Source organism: Crossiella cryophila (assembly GCF_014204915.1).
Taxonomy (GTDB): Bacteria; Actinomycetota; Actinomycetes; order Mycobacteriales; family Pseudonocardiaceae; genus Crossiella; species Crossiella cryophila.
The window spans coordinates 3,098,130-3,111,548 of sequence record NZ_JACHMH010000001.1 but is presented as its reverse complement, the minus strand read 5'-3'; the positions used below and the strand labels follow the sequence as shown (position 1 = coordinate 3,111,548).

The window sequence follows — 13,419 nt, the reverse complement described above, 5'->3', positions numbered from 1 at the left end:
TCAGCCCCGCTCTTCCTGGCCGCCCGGATGCCCGGTCAGCTCGGCCTCGGTGTAGTACTTGCGCAGCTCGCCGATCTCGAAGAGCGCCAGCAGGTCATCCCGCATGTCCGACGGCGTCTCCCTGGCCACTGCCACGCCGGGGCCGTCCACCGTGCACACCAGGGTGGTGTGCCGCCAGTCGGAGTCCATCACCGGGAAGTCGTCCCTGGTGTGCCCGCCACGGCTCTCGGTGCGTTCCAGCGCCGCCCTGGCCACGCATTCGCTGACCAGCAGCATGTTGGCCAGGTCCAGCGCCAGGTGCCAGCCGGGGTTGAACTGCCGGTGGCCCTCGACCCCGGCGTGCGCCGCGCGGCGCCGCAGGTCGTCGAGCTTCTTCAGCGCCAGCTCCATCTCCTCGCCCTTGCGGATGATGCCGACCAGGTCGTTCATCACCTGCTGGAGTTCGGTGTGCAGCGTGTACGGGTTCTCCACCGGGCCGTCGACCGCGGCCGCGGTGAACGGCGTCAGCGCCGCCTCCGCCGCACTGTCCACATCGGACTGGAGCACGGCGGGCCGCGCTGCCCCCAGACCCTCCACATAGGACGCCGCCCCGGCCCCGGCGCGCTTGCCGAAGACCAGCAGGTCCGACAGCGAGTTGCCGCCAAGGCGGTTCGAGCCGTGCATGCCGCCGGATACCTCGCCGGCGGCGAACAGGCCCGGCACCCTGGACTGGCCGCTGTCCGGGTCCACCTGCACCCCGCCCATCACGTAGTGACAGGTCGGGCCGACCTCCATCGGCTCCGCGGTGATGTCCACATCGGCCAGTTCCTTGAACTGGTGGTGCATCGAGGGCAGCCGCCGGATGATCTCCTCGGCGGGCAGCCGGCTGGAGACGTCCAGGAACACCCCGCCGTGCGGCGATCCCCTACCGGCCTTGACCTCGGAGTTGATCGCCCTGGCCACCTCGTCCCTTGGCAGCAGCTCCGGTGGGCGCAGGTTGTTGTCCGGGTCGGTGTACCAGCGGTCGCCCTCGGCCTCGGTCTTGGCGTACTTGTCCTTGAAGACCTCTGGCACGTAGTCGAACATGAACCGCTTGCCCTCGGAGTTGCGCAGCACCCCGCCGTCCCCGCGCACCGACTCGGTGACCAGGATGCCCTTCACACTCGGCGGCCAGACCATGCCGGTCGGGTGGAACTGCACGAACTCCATGTTGATCAGCGCCGCGCCCGCGCGCATGGCCAGCGCGTGCCCGTCCCCGGTGTACTCCCAGGAGTTGGAGGTCACCTTGAAGGACTTGCCGATGCCGCCGGTGGCCAGCACCACCGCGGGCGTCTCGAAGAGCACGAACCGGCCGGACTCACGCCAGTAGCCGAACGCGCCGGAGACCTTGTCGCCGTCCTTGAGCAGTTCGGTGACCGTGCACTCGGCGAAGACCTTCAGCCGGGCCTCGTAGTCACCGGACTCGGCGAAGTCCTCCTGCTGCAGGGACACGATCTTCTGTTGCAGGGTGCGGATCAGTTCCAGTCCGGTGCGGTCGCCGACGTGGGCCAGCCGCGGGTACTCGTGCCCGCCGAAGTTGCGCTGGCTGATCCGGCCGTCCTTGGTCCGGTCGAACAGCGCCCCGTAGGTCTCCAGCTCCCACACCCGCTGCGGCGCCTCCTGGGCGTGCAGCTCGGCCATCCGCCAGTTGTTCAGGAACTTGCCGCCGCGCATGGTGTCCCGGAAGTGCACCTTCCAGTTGTCCCCGGAGTTGACGTTGCCCATGGCCGCGGCGATGCCGCCCTCGGCCATCACCGTGTGCGCCTTGCCGAACAGGGACTTGCACACGATCGCCACCCGCATGCCGTGTTCCCTGGCCTCGATCGCCGCGCGCAGGCCAGCGCCGCCGGCACCGATCACCACGACGTCGTAGCTGTGCCGTTCGACTTCGCTCATGCTGTGTCAGATTCCCTAATGTCAGTTGAAGAGGCGCAGGTCGGTGAGCACACCGCTCGCGACCAGCGACACGTACAGGTCAGCCAGCCCCACCGAGGCCAGAGAGGCCCAGGCGAGCTGCATATGCCTGCCGTTGAGCTTGGACACCTTGCCCCACAGCCAGTACCGCACCGGGTGCTTGGAGAAGTGGGTGAGCCGCCCGCCGATGATGTGCCGGCAGGAGTGGCAGGAGATCGTGTAGCACCAGATCAGCACCACGTTGGTGAGCAGGATCAGGCTGCCCAGGCCGATACCGAAGCCGCCGTCCTTGCCGGTGAAGGCGATCAGCGCGTCCCAGGTGAGGATGCCCGCGATCGGGATGGCCGCGTAGAAGAAGTAGCGGTGGATGTTCTGCACGATCAGCGGGAACCGGGTCTCGCCGGTGTACTTCGCGTGCGGCTCGGCGACCGCGCAGGCCGGGGGCGAGAACCAGAACGCCCGGTAGTAGGCCTTGCGGTAGTAGTAGCAGGTCAGCCGGAAGCCGAGCACGAACGGCAGCACGAACAGCGGCGGCGTGATCAGGAACCCGAGATCGGGGAACCAGCGGCCGAAGTGCGCGGAGCCCTCGACACAGGCTTCGGAGAGGCACGGCGAGTAGAACGGCGCCAGGTACTGGTACTGGGGCACCCAGTACGCGCTGTTCATGAACGTGCGGACGAGCCCGTAGACGATGAACGTGGCCAGTCCGGCGAAGGTCAGCAGGGGAGAAAGCCACCACCGGTCGGTGCGCAACGTGCGTGCGTCGATGCGCGCCCGACCGGCGGCGTTGTCGGAAACCGTCATGGTGTCCCTTGTTCGCTGGTGTCCGCGTCGTTGCGAGTCAGCGGGTGGTGCTCCGTCTCGACCGAAACGGGGTTGCCCTGCCTATGCCTGGGCCCGGTAGCCGCCTACGCCCTCGTCATCGGCCCCGCGCCACAGGTCGGGGTCGTACGGGGTGTCGGAGACGACGACCATCTCCCGTTGGCCCGCGGTGCGCGGGACCGGCAGGGCGGACAGTTCGGCGGCATCGATGTCGAGCCGGTCGACATCGTTGGCGATCCGCCGTACCGCGGTGGTGTCGCCATAGCGCAGCCGCAGCTGGGTCAGACTCTGGCGGAGATCGCCGATCGCTCGCTGCAGAGCGGCCAGTTCCGTGTCCGGCATACCGAACACCTCCCTCGACGCGTCGTGGTGGTGCCGCAGACTCTGCCCGCAAACTGGACCTTGTGACAAGGCCCACACGCCAGGTTTCATCCAGTGGTCTCATCCGGGCGAAACTCGGCTGCTTCACGCTTCTGTATCGGTTTTGCTGTTACCGGGGAGTTACGCCTAACGTGTGAGCCGTACTGACTGCCAGCTACGCGGCGCCAAAGTCGTCTCCGCGAGGTCACCCAGGTGGCCCAGGACCGACGAGGAGCCAAGGCATGAGCCAGCTTCATTCCGTCATCGCGGATGTGACCGACCGGATAGCCGCCCGCAGTGCGCGCTCCCGAACGGCCTACCTGCGCCGACTCGCCATCGCGGCAGGTGAGGGACCGGCCCGCGGTGGCCTGGGGTGCAGCAACCTGGCGCACGGATTCGCCGGCATCACGGGCCCGGACCGGGCCCTGCTGCGCGCCAACCGGGCACCCGGCGTCGCGATCGTGTCCAGCTACAACGACATGCTCTCCGCGCACAAGCCCTTCGCCGACTACCCGGAGATCATCAAGGCCGCGGTGCGCACCGCGGGCGGGGTGGCCCAGTTCGCCGGCGGCGTGCCCGCCATGTGCGACGGCATCACCCAGGGGCGCGGCGGCATGGAGTTGTCCCTGTTCAGCCGGGAGGTGATCGCGATGGCCACCGGCGTCGCGCTCTCCCACGAGATGTTCGACGGCGCGCTGCTGCTCGGCGTCTGCGACAAGATCGTGCCCGGCCTGCTGATCGGCGCGCTGGCCTTCGGGCACCTGCCGACCCTGCTCATCCCGGCCGGTCCGATGGCCTCCGGCCTGCCCAACAAGGAGAAGGCCAGGGTGCGGCAGCTCTTCGCCGAGGGCAAGGCCACCCGCGCCGACCTGCTGGAGGCCGAGGAGGCCTCCTACCACTCGCCGGGCACCTGCACCTTCTACGGCACCGCCAACTCCAACCAGCTGGTGGTCGAGGTGATGGGCCTGCACCTGCCGGGTTCGAGCTTCGTGCCGCCGGACACCGGCCTGCGCCAGGCGCTGACCGAGCACGCCGCCCGCCGGGTGGTCGAACTGGCGCACGGGCGCGGCGAGTACACCCCGATCGGCGAGGTGGTCGACGAGCGCAGCGTGGTCAACGGCGTGGTCGCGCTGCTGGCCACCGGCGGATCCACCAACCACACCCTGCACCTGCCCGCCATCGCCGCGGCCGCTGGCATCCAGCTCACCTGGGACGACTTCAGCGACCTGTCCAGGGTGGTGCCGCTGCTGGCCCGGATCTACCCCAACGGCAGCGCGGACATCAACCACTTCCACGCCGCCGGTGGCGTGCCCTACCTGGTCGGCGAACTGCTGGACGCGGGACTGCTGCACGCCGACGTGCGCACCGTGGCCGGTCCCGGCCTGCACCGCTACCGGCAGGAGCCGACCATGGCCGGCGGCGAGCTGACCTGGCGGGACGCGCCCAAGCGCAGCCAGGCCCCCGAGGTGCTGACCTCGGTGCGCGAGCCCTTCGCCGGCGACGGCGGGCTGCGGGTGCTGCACGGCAACCTGGGCACCTCGGTGATCAAGGTGTCCGCGGTGGCCCCCGAGCACCGGGTGGTGCACGCGCCTGCGCGGGTGTTCACCGACCAGCACGCGGTCAGCGCCGCCTTCGCCGCGGGCGAGGTGGACGGCGATGTCGTGGTGGTGGTCCGCAACCAGGGCCCGCGCGCCAACGGCATGCCCGAACTGCACGGGCTGACCCCGCTGCTGGGGGTGCTGATGGACCGAGGGCACCGGGTCGCGCTGGTCACCGACGGGCGGATGTCCGGCGCCTCCGGCAAGATCCCGGCAGCCATCCAGCTCACCCCGGAGGCCGCGGTCGGCGGCATGCTGGCCAGGGTGCGCGACGGCGACATGATCCGCCTCGACGCCGAGGCGGGGATCCTGGAGGTGCTGGTGCCCGACGCCGAACTGGCCGCCCGCGCGATCGTGGACGGCCCGCCCGCCGACGAGGAGTGGGTCGGCGTGGGCCGGGAGCTGTTCGGCGCGTTGCGCACCGCGGTCGGCCCGGCCAGCCAGGGCGCCAGTGTTTTCCCCCTGCCCGCCAACCCGGGCCTGCCGATGGAGGTAGTTCAGTGACCACCGCACGGGAGCTTCTCGCCGTCTCCCCCGTCATCCCGGTCGTCGTCATCGACGAGGTCGAGCACGCAGTGCCGCTGGCGCGGGCGCTGGCCAAGGGCGGGATCGGCGTCATCGAGGTGACCCTGCGCACCGCGGCCGGGCTGCCCTCGATCGAGCGGATCGCGGCCGAGGTGCCGGAGATCCTCGTCGGCGCGGGCACGGTGATCACCGCCGAGCAGGCGACCGCCTCGGTCAAGGCGGGCAGCCGGTTCCTGGTCACCCCCGGCACCACGCCCAGCCTGCTCTCCGCGCTGGAGGACTCGGGGGTGCCGTTCCTGCCCGGTGCGGCCACCATCTCCGAGGCGCTGACGCTGGCCGAACGCGGGCACGACACGCTGAAGTTCTTCCCGGCCGAACAGTCCGGCGGCACCACCTTCCTCAAGGCGCTCTCCGGACCGTTGCCGCACCTGCGGTTCTGCCCGACCGGCGGCATCACCGTCACCAGCGCCCGCGGTTACCTGGCGCTGCCCAACGTCTCCTGCGTCGGCGGCTCCTGGCTGACCCCCAAGGCCGCGCTGGCCGCCGGGGACTGGGCCGTGGTGGAGAAGCTGGCCGCCGAGGCGGCCGCACTGGCCTGAGCCATCCCGTCCCGGCCCTGGATCCGCTCCGGGGCCGGGGCCGGATCGCCTGCGACACAACGGGTTGACCCGTCCTGCCCGCCATGCGAGGCTTCCGGTGAATCGATCACCTGGGGGGTAATCGCATGGCCAAACCCATGTCCTTTGTCGCGCGCGCGTTCGCCGCGACCACCGTTCTGGCGGCACTGACCTCGGGCACCGCGCTGGCCGCGGCACCGCCCGTGCCCGCCGCACAGCAGAACGTCATCAGCAACGAGGCCAAGATCAAGGCCGCCAGGCTCGTCGGCTTCGCGGAGAGCGAGTTCAGCCGCCTGCTGGTCTTCAACGACCGCAACTTCGTCTTCGAGCTGTGGCGCCGCGCGGCCGACAACGAGAAGGCGGCCAAGGTCCGGGACGCGGCCCGGCTCGCCTACGAGACCAACACGCCAGAGGCGCTGGCGGAGTTCGTCAACACCGGCATCCACCAGGCGCACGAGCAGGACCTGGCCGCCGAGGCCGCGCGCCAGGCTGAGCGGGCACTGCGGATCAAGGCCGCGGCCGTGATCGGCGTGACGCCCACCGAGCCCATGCTGCTGGTGGACCGGAAGAACTTCGTCTTCCGGCTCTGGGAGCTGTGCGCGAAGGAGCTGACCGAGGTCAGGGACGCCGCGGTGGTGGCCTACCGGGGCACCGAGGCGCAGGTGCAGGAGTTCCTGACCACCGGCATCGTCGCGGCCAAGCAGGCCGCGGACGAGCGGATCGCCCGCGAGGCCAAGGAGAAGGAGGAGGCCGAGAAGGAGCGGCTGCGCGTCCGCGAGGCCAGGACCAAGGCATTGGCAGTGATCAACGTGCCGGTCACCGAGGTCCTGCTGGGCATGCCGGACATCGACTTCGTGCTGGAGATCGCCCAGCGCGCCGGGCAGCACACCCACGTCTCCGGCGACGCCTGGGCAGCGGTGGAGACCAAGGACCCGGTGGTGCTGCGGCACTACGTCTTCACCGGCATCCACCAGGCGCACGCCAAGGACCTCGCCGAGGCCGCCGTCAAGCAGGACCAGGCCAACCAGCGCCGGATCCTGGAAATGATCACCCACGCGCGGAACACCGGCGTCAACCCGGTGCTGGTCCGGGCCGGCCAGCGGGCCCTGGACGCGGGTCCCGGCGAGCGGGCCGCCTTCCTCGCCCAGGACCGCGCGCCGCTGCTGCGCCAGTCCTTCCAGGCCGTCTCCCCCGGCCTGTCCGGCTCGCCGTTCCTGCGGCACGCCAACGGTTTCGCCTCGATCAGCCCGATCACCGGCGAACTCGACCGGCAGGACGCCACCTGGATGCTGGTGCCCGGCCTGGCCGACCCGGACTGCTACTCGATCGAGTCGGTGAACTTCCGGGGCAGCTTCCTGCGGCACAGTGACTTCCGGATCAGCCTGGCGGGCAACGACAACAGCGAGCTGTTCGGCAGGGACGCCACCTTCTGCGCCCGCACCGGCCGCACCGGCGCGGACGTCTCCTTCGAGTCGGTCAACCTGCCCGGCCGCTTCCTGCGGCACAGCCACGGCGGCCTCTACCTGGCCGACACCAGCAACCGCTTCCCCTTCGACAACCCGCACCTCTTCGCCGAGGACACCACCTGGCGCGTCACCGAACCGTGGGTGAGCTGACCTGAACCGGCGCGCACCGGGGGCCACTCCCCCGGTGCGCCACCCGGCCCCATTCCCTTACCCCACAACAACTCCCACCCCACCCAAGGCGCCACCAAAAAGGTTCCCGCCACCCCATCCCACCCCACACTTCACCCACCCGGGTCACCTGCCCGCCAGCGCATCCCCTTGCCCCGCAACACAATCCCCGCCCCACCCGGCAACACCACGCACCCCCCGGCACGCGCAGTGACCAGCCCGCGCCTCCCCCGCTGTGCCACCCCGGCACACCCCCACACCTTTCAGCGATTCCCCCGCTCCACCCCACCCCCCACACCCCACCCCCCAATACATTCACCCCCATGCCCACCCAACCCCCCACCATCCGCTCCCGCGCCCTCGGCGCCGAACTACGCCGCAAGCGCGAACAGGCCGGGTACACCGGCATGGACCTCGCCCGCCGCACCGGCTGGTCGCACAGCAAGATCTCCCGCCTGGAAACCGGCGACCGCGGCACCACCGTCGCCGACGTGGCCTACGTGCTCGGCTTCTACGGCGCCAGCGACACCGAGACCACCCGCCTGCTCGACCTGTTGCGCGACGCCCCGGACGGCGTCTGGGCCTGCCCCCGCCCGCGCACCTCGCAGGAGAACCAGGCCAGTTCGATCCAGTCCTTCGCCCCGGTGCTGATCCCGCCGCTGCTGCGCACCGACGACTACGCCAGGGCACTGGGCCGCCTCCCGGAACGACCATCCCCGCTGCGCAGGGCCTACCCGCCGACCGCCCTGTTCCACCTGGACGAATCCGCGCTGCACCGCACCGTCGGCACGCCCTCGGTGCTGCCCGAACAGCTGCTGCACCTGGTCTTCCTGAGCAACTGGAAGCACCTGGAGATCCGGGTGGTGCCACTGTCCGCAGGCGCCTGCCCCGGCCTGGGCGGCCCGTTCTCCCTGCTGCACTACGGCGATGACCGCCCGGTCGTGCACCTGCCCCAGGAAACCCAGGACCTGTACCTGGAATCCCCGGCCGACCTGGCCACCTACCGCCGCATCCTGACCGATCTGGACGGGATCTCGCTGTCCCGCAACAGGTCCCGCGAACTCATCGCGGATCTGGCGCACGCGCTGAGCTGACCGGCCCCGGCTCCTTCCCCGAGCCTGCGGCCGTCCGCGCCACCACCAGGTAGTCCGCCTGGTCGAACGCACCCACCCTGCGGGTCAGCTCCCCGGTCGACCACGGCCAGGAGAAACTGTTGCGCCCGTTGGCATCCAGGTAGTAACTCGCACAGCCGCCCGCGTTGTACACCGTGCGCGCCAGGGCCTGCTGCGCGGCCGCGTTGAACCGCTGCTGCGCCTCCGGCCGCACCGACAGCGCGGGCCAGTCCCGCTCGGCCAGCAACCGCACCGCGGCCATCACGTGCGTGAGCTGCGCCTCGATGATCGCGAACGCCGAGGAGTGCCCGGTGCCCAGATTGGGGCCCAGCAACAGGAACAGGTTCGGGAACCCGGCCACCGAGGTGCCGAGGTACGCCTCCGGGCTGCCCCGCCAGACCTGGGCCAGGCTGCGGCCCCTGCCGTCGAAGACCCGGTCGGCCACCGGCATGTCGGTGATGTGGAAGCCGGTGCCGAAGATGATCGCGTCCACCTCGGTGCGCACGCCGTCCGCACCGATCACCACACTGCCCTCGATCCGGCTCAGCTCGGTCGGCCGGACCTCGACGTTGGGCCGGGTGAGTGCCTGGTAGTAGCTGTTGGACAGCAGCAATCGCTTGCAGCCCAACGTGTAGTCCGGGGTCAGCGCGGCCCGCAACCGCGGCTCCGGCACCGTGGCCCGCAGGTGCAGCCGCCCGACCTGCTGCACCAGCCGCAGCACCCAGGGATGCCGGAAACCCACGCCCAGCGCCTCCAGCCCGGCGTACTCGGCCGCCCGCAACGCCCGCTGGGTGCGCGGGAAGTTGCGCAGCAGCCAGCGTTCCAGCCGCGGCACGTAGTGGTCCGGTTTGGGCAGCACCCACTGCGCGGTGCGCTGGAACAGGTGCAGCTCGGCCACCTCCGGCGCGATCTTGGGCACGAACTGCACGGCCGAGGCCCCGGTGCCCACCACCGCGACCCGCTTGCCTGCCAGGTCGTAGTCGTGGTTCCAGCGCGCCGAGTGGAAGGTCTCGCCTGGAAAGTCGGCCAGGCCGGGGATGTCGGGCACCCTGGGTTCGTGCCAGGGCCCGGCCCCGGCGATGAGCACCCGCGCGGTGTAGCGCCCGTCGGTGGTCTCCAGCACCCACCGCTCGCCGTCCCAGCGCGCGGCCAGCACCTCCACGCCGAACCGCAGGTGACCGGTCACCCGGTAGCGGTGCGCGATGTGCTCCAGGTAGTCCCTGATCTCCGGCTGGGTGGCGAAGGCGCGGGTCCACTCCGGGTTGGGCGCGAAGGAGTAGGAGTACAGCGCCGAGGGCACGTCGCAGGCGCAGCCGGGGTAGGTGTTGTCCCGCCAGGTGCCGCCCAGCTCCGCCGCCTTCTCCAGCACCACGAAGTCGGTGACACCCATCCCGCGCAGCTTGACCGCCGCACCGATCCCCGACGCCCCGGCGCCCACCACGAGCACCGGGAAATCCCTGGTCAGCCGGTTCGTCATCAGCGACACCCCGTTCCGGATACCGACGGTTTCCGGAGACTAGCAGTATTTACGCCGCGGTGGCGTGCGCCAGCGCGCTGGGCGCGAGCCGCCCGACGATCGCCGGGGCCTCCTGGACGAGCGTGTCGTCGGTCAGCGCGGCCACCATGAACAAGGCGAAGTCCACCCGCCGGGTCAGATTGCTGGCCAGCGCCGGGTCGCCGACGTGCCGGCGCCACACCGGCAGCCCCTGGCTCTCGCCCTCCTCCAGGTCGCTGCCCCGGACCAGGGTCCACCGCCGGTCGCTGGCGAAGATCCGCCTGCCCGCCTCGACCTGGTCGTCGATCTCCACCGCGCGCACCAGCCTGGCCAGCCAGGTGACCAGCCGGACGGTGGCCCGGAACCGCCAGGTGTACTGGTCGGCGCCGTCCCTGGCCACGTGCCAGCCGCAGGAGAAGACCAGCCGCGCGCCGGGTTCGGCGTGGTCGAGCACCGCCTGCGCCGTGCCCGAGGAGTACTGCCGCACACCCCAGGGCGCCAGCACGGTCAGCACGCCCTCGCACCCGGCCACCGCACGCTTGATCACCGCCGGATCGTTGGTGTCCCCCGGCACCACGGTGATCCGGTCGGCGAGCCCGGCCAGCTTGCCGACACTGCGCTCCCGGCACACCCCGACCACCTCATGGCCGCGGTCCAGCGCGTGCCGGACCAGGTACTGCCCGAGCTTGCCCGAGGCGCCGATGACGCACACCCTGCGCATCCCACCAGTGCTCATGTCCCCGCTCCCACTCACGTCCGGCCGAACTTACGTTGTAAGTCACGGTAGGCTTACAGCGTAAGTCCGTCAAGCGACCTCGAAGGGAGCGCCATGGGCGTGGGCCGGAAACCGGCGCGGACGCCGCTGAGCCGGGAGCGGGTGGTCACCGCGGCGATGGCGCTGGCCGATGCGAAGGGCACGGCCGGGGTCACCATGCGGGCGATCGCGGCCACGCTGGGCGTGGAGGCGATGTCGCTGTACAACCACGTGGCGGGCCGGGAGGACATGCTCGGCGGGATGATCGACGCGGTCTTCGCCGAGATCGAACTCCCGGCGCCGGGCGGGCACTGGCGGCAGGCCATGCGCGAACGGGCGGACTCGGCCCGCGCGGTGCTGCGCCGCCACCCCTGGGCGGTCGGCCTGCTGGACTCCCGCACCAGCCCCGGCCCGGCCACCCTGCGCCACCACGACGCCGTGCTGGGCACGCTGCGCGCGGCCGGGTTCTCCGTCGCGATGGCCGCGCACGCCGTCTCCGCCATCGACAGCTACCTGTACGGCTTCGTGCTGCAGGAGCAGAGCCTGCCCTTCACCGGCCCGGAAGAGTTCGCCGAGGTCTCCGCGGGCATCTTGCGCGAACTGCCCAATCAGGCCTACCCGCACCTGGCCGAACTCGTCGCCGAGCACACCGGCCGGGGCTATGACTACGCCGAGGAGTTCCGCTTCGGCCTGGCCCTGATCCTCGACGCCCTGCACCCCGACCAGGCATAGCGGCTTAGGCTGTCCGGGTGCCCCGACTGAGCCGCGCCGAAAGCCAGGCCCGCACCCGGGAGCTGCTGATCGACACCGCGCGGGAGCTGTTCCTGCGCGACGGCTACCACGCCACCTCGCTGGAGAAGGTCGCCGAGGCGGCCGGGTTCTCCAAGGGTGCGGTGTACTCGAACTTCCGCAACAAGGACGAGCTGTGCCTGGCGGTGCTGGACGCGCTGCACCTGGCCGAGGCGACGCAGATCGTGGCCGCCTTCCAGTCCAGCGCGGACAGCGAGCAGCGGCTGGCCGCCTTCGACGCCTGGGCCCAGCGCATGCTCGGCGACACCGGCTGGACGCTGCTGGAGGTGGAGTTCGCGGTGCAGGCCCGGCGCGATCCGGAACTGGGCGGGCAGCTGGCCAGGCGGGCCCGCGGCCTGCACCGGGCCATCGCCGCGCTGATCGAGCAGCAGAGCGCCGAACTCGGCCTGCGGCCCGCCCTGTCCGCGGAGGTGCTCGCGCCCGCCCTGCTCAGCCTGGGCATCGGCCTGGGCATGCAGCGCGCGCTGGACCCCACGCTGCCGGCCTCGGTGCTCACCGACACCATCCGCGCCCTGCTCCAGCGCGACTGAGCACCACCCGTTCGAGGGAAGCAAGAAAAAAGTCCGGAAGATCGGCAACCACCCGCGCGGCCCATGCGTGTCACAAGTGTCAGCGCTGCGTTTCCTGCCCCGGGGGTGGACCATGACCAATCTCGCGGAGTCCGTCACAGCACACACGGACCTCGCTCAGTTGCGACTTCTGCACGCGCACGGCTATCGCGCGTTGCGGCTCGGGATGAGCGAGGCGGACGCGCTCGACACCGGACTGCTCAGCACCGACGACACCAGCGGCGTGTGCCGCTTCTACCGTTTCGCCACCGGCGAGGGCAGCCAGCCCAAGACCAGCGGCGTGTTCATCTCCCCGACCAACGGCGTGGTCATGATCGGCGGCACCTCGAAGATGCTGACCCCGCAGGGCATCTGGCGTGGCAGCGAACTCGCCGACCTGCGTGATGCCTACCCGGTGCTGCGCCGGGACCGGCTCTGCGACTGGATCTACCGCGCGGCCGCGCCCGGCAACCCGCGCGCGCACTACTGGTTCACCGTGGACGGCGGCCGGATCACCGATTTCGGGCTGCAGGCCAGCGAGCTGTAGCGGTCTGGAAAGAAACTTCCCGGACCGGACGCAACCCGCGGGGAGGGCGGGACGTCTTGAGGGTGGATTCGGCGCGGGAGAGCGCCGGAATCATCATCAACCCGTTGGGGGAAAACAACATGAGTGCTCTGGCGTACAAGCTTGCCCCGGTTCTGGCCGCCGGTGCGGCGGTCCTGCTGCTGGGCGGGACCACCGCCTCGGCCGCGGCCCCGTCCGCACTGCCCTTCCTCGGCCCGACCGGCTACAAGAACCTCAAGCTGGACATGACCGAGGCGCAGGCGGTGGCCACCGGCCTGCTCACCGACAAGCAGTCGATGGGCAGCTGCTTCACCTACCGCTTCCGGCCCAGCGAGGGCACCGGATCCGAGTACGGCGACGTGACCATCGGTCTGAACGGCAAGGTCCACTCCATCGACGCGACCTCACGGATGCTCACCCGCGAGGGAGTCTGGCGGAACATGCACCTCAACGACGTCAAGGCGGTCTACCCGAAGCTCGCCCAGGACCCGCAGCAGTCCTACCTGTACCGGACCCCGGTGCCCGGCAACAGCCGCGCGAACTACACCTTCACGGTCAACAACAACCAGAACATCGCGACCGAGTTCTCGCTGCAGAACAACGAAGACCCCGGCTGCGGGGCCTGACCGGGTACTGGAAGCCGCGAA

13 protein-coding genes are annotated in these 13,419 nt (G+C 70.7%); 8 read left to right on the top strand and 5 right to left on the bottom strand.

Features of this window, described 5'->3' with window-relative positions; translation table 11 throughout:
- From HNR67_RS14540 to HNR67_RS14530, 3 genes are all read right to left on the bottom strand, one after another.
- Window positions 1–1,914: a fumarate reductase/succinate dehydrogenase flavoprotein subunit gene (locus HNR67_RS14540; protein WP_185002546.1), complete on the bottom strand. Its 1,914-nt coding sequence runs from the start codon at window positions 1,912–1,914 to the stop codon at window positions 1–3.
- Window positions 1,915–1,935: 21 nt separating this feature from the next.
- Entirely contained in the window at window positions 1,936–2,736 is an 801-nt protein-coding gene (locus tag HNR67_RS14535; RefSeq protein WP_185002545.1) for a hypothetical protein, read from the bottom strand.
- Between the two features lie 81 nt (window positions 2,737–2,817).
- Window positions 2,818–3,096, bottom strand: a complete 279-nt coding sequence (locus HNR67_RS14530) for a hypothetical protein (RefSeq protein ID WP_185002544.1) — start codon at window positions 3,094–3,096, stop codon at window positions 2,818–2,820.
- A gap of 260 nt (window positions 3,097–3,356) precedes the next feature.
- Here HNR67_RS14530 and edd point away from each other — a divergent pair, with 260 nt between their 5' ends.
- From edd to HNR67_RS14510, 4 genes are all read left to right on the top strand, one after another.
- On the top strand, window positions 3,357–5,216 hold the full coding sequence (edd, locus tag HNR67_RS14525; RefSeq protein WP_185002543.1) for a phosphogluconate dehydratase: 1,860 nt from the start codon (window positions 3,357–3,359) through the stop codon (window positions 5,214–5,216).
- A complete protein-coding gene (eda, locus tag HNR67_RS14520) occupies window positions 5,213–5,836 on the top strand; it encodes a bifunctional 4-hydroxy-2-oxoglutarate aldolase/2-dehydro-3-deoxy-phosphogluconate aldolase (RefSeq protein WP_185002542.1) in 624 nt (207 codons plus the stop codon). Before edd ends, eda begins: the two co-directional genes overlap by 4 nt.
- A 125-nt stretch (window positions 5,837–5,961) precedes the next feature.
- Entirely contained in the window at window positions 5,962–7,470 is a 1,509-nt protein-coding gene (locus tag HNR67_RS14515; protein ID WP_185002541.1) for an AbfB domain-containing protein, read from the top strand.
- A 341-nt stretch (window positions 7,471–7,811) separates the two neighbouring features.
- Window positions 7,812–8,582 (top strand): helix-turn-helix domain-containing protein, encoded by a 771-nt coding sequence (locus tag HNR67_RS14510; protein ID WP_185002540.1) that lies wholly within the window; start codon window positions 7,812–7,814, stop codon window positions 8,580–8,582.
- Here HNR67_RS14510 and HNR67_RS14505 read toward each other — a convergent pair.
- Window positions 8,551–10,077, bottom strand: a complete 1,527-nt coding sequence (locus HNR67_RS14505; protein WP_185002539.1) for a flavin-containing monooxygenase — start codon at window positions 10,075–10,077, stop codon at window positions 8,551–8,553. The two genes, HNR67_RS14510 and HNR67_RS14505, sit on opposite strands and share 32 nt — an antisense overlap.
- Before the next feature lie 49 nt (window positions 10,078–10,126).
- Complete coding sequence (locus HNR67_RS14500) at window positions 10,127–10,831, bottom strand: NAD(P)-dependent oxidoreductase (protein ID WP_185002538.1); 705 nt, start codon at window positions 10,829–10,831, stop codon at window positions 10,127–10,129.
- Window positions 10,832–10,924: 93 nt separating this feature from the next.
- On the opposite strand from HNR67_RS14500, the gene HNR67_RS14495 reads away from it, so the two are divergent.
- From HNR67_RS14495 to HNR67_RS14480, 4 genes are all read left to right on the top strand, one after another.
- Complete coding sequence (locus HNR67_RS14495) at window positions 10,925–11,581, top strand: TetR/AcrR family transcriptional regulator (protein ID WP_221489895.1); 657 nt, start codon at window positions 10,925–10,927, stop codon at window positions 11,579–11,581.
- A gap of 17 nt (window positions 11,582–11,598) precedes the next feature.
- Window positions 11,599–12,189: a TetR/AcrR family transcriptional regulator gene (locus HNR67_RS14490; RefSeq protein WP_185002537.1), complete on the top strand. Its 591-nt coding sequence runs from the start codon at window positions 11,599–11,601 to the stop codon at window positions 12,187–12,189.
- Between the two features lie 112 nt (window positions 12,190–12,301).
- Window positions 12,302–12,754: a hypothetical protein gene (locus HNR67_RS14485; RefSeq protein WP_185002536.1), complete on the top strand. Its 453-nt coding sequence runs from the start codon at window positions 12,302–12,304 to the stop codon at window positions 12,752–12,754.
- A 119-nt stretch (window positions 12,755–12,873) separates the two neighbouring features.
- Entirely contained in the window at window positions 12,874–13,398 is a 525-nt protein-coding gene (locus HNR67_RS14480) for a hypothetical protein (protein ID WP_185002535.1), read from the top strand.
- Window positions 13,399–13,419: the final 21 nt, after the last annotated feature.

What these genes read in the sequence shown, in the direction of transcription:
- HNR67_RS14540 (WP_185002546.1), bottom strand. Translation starts at nt 1,914, where the DNA reads ATGAGCGAAGTCGAACGGCACAGCTACGACGTCGTGGTGATCGGTGCC.
- HNR67_RS14535 (WP_185002545.1), bottom strand. Translation starts at nt 2,736, where the DNA reads ATGACGGTTTCCGACAACGCCGCCGGTCGGGCGCGCATCGACGCACGC.
- HNR67_RS14530 (WP_185002544.1), bottom strand. Translation starts at nt 3,096, where the DNA reads ATGCCGGACACGGAACTGGCCGCTCTGCAGCGAGCGATCGGCGATCTC.
- edd (WP_185002543.1), top strand. Translation starts at nt 3,357, where the DNA reads ATGAGCCAGCTTCATTCCGTCATCGCGGATGTGACCGACCGGATAGCC.
- HNR67_RS14515 (WP_185002541.1), top strand. Translation starts at nt 5,962, where the DNA reads ATGGCCAAACCCATGTCCTTTGTCGCGCGCGCGTTCGCCGCGACCACC.
- HNR67_RS14510 (WP_185002540.1), top strand. Translation starts at nt 7,812, where the DNA reads ATGCCCACCCAACCCCCCACCATCCGCTCCCGCGCCCTCGGCGCCGAA.
- HNR67_RS14505 (WP_185002539.1), bottom strand. Translation starts at nt 10,077, where the DNA reads ATGACGAACCGGCTGACCAGGGATTTCCCGGTGCTCGTGGTGGGCGCC.
- HNR67_RS14500 (WP_185002538.1), bottom strand. Translation starts at nt 10,831, where the DNA reads ATGAGCACTGGTGGGATGCGCAGGGTGTGCGTCATCGGCGCCTCGGGC.
- HNR67_RS14495 (WP_221489895.1), top strand. Translation starts at nt 10,925, where the DNA reads ATGGGCGTGGGCCGGAAACCGGCGCGGACGCCGCTGAGCCGGGAGCGG.
- HNR67_RS14485 (WP_185002536.1), top strand. Translation starts at nt 12,302, where the DNA reads ATGACCAATCTCGCGGAGTCCGTCACAGCACACACGGACCTCGCTCAG.
- HNR67_RS14480 (WP_185002535.1), top strand. Translation starts at nt 12,874, where the DNA reads ATGAGTGCTCTGGCGTACAAGCTTGCCCCGGTTCTGGCCGCCGGTGCG.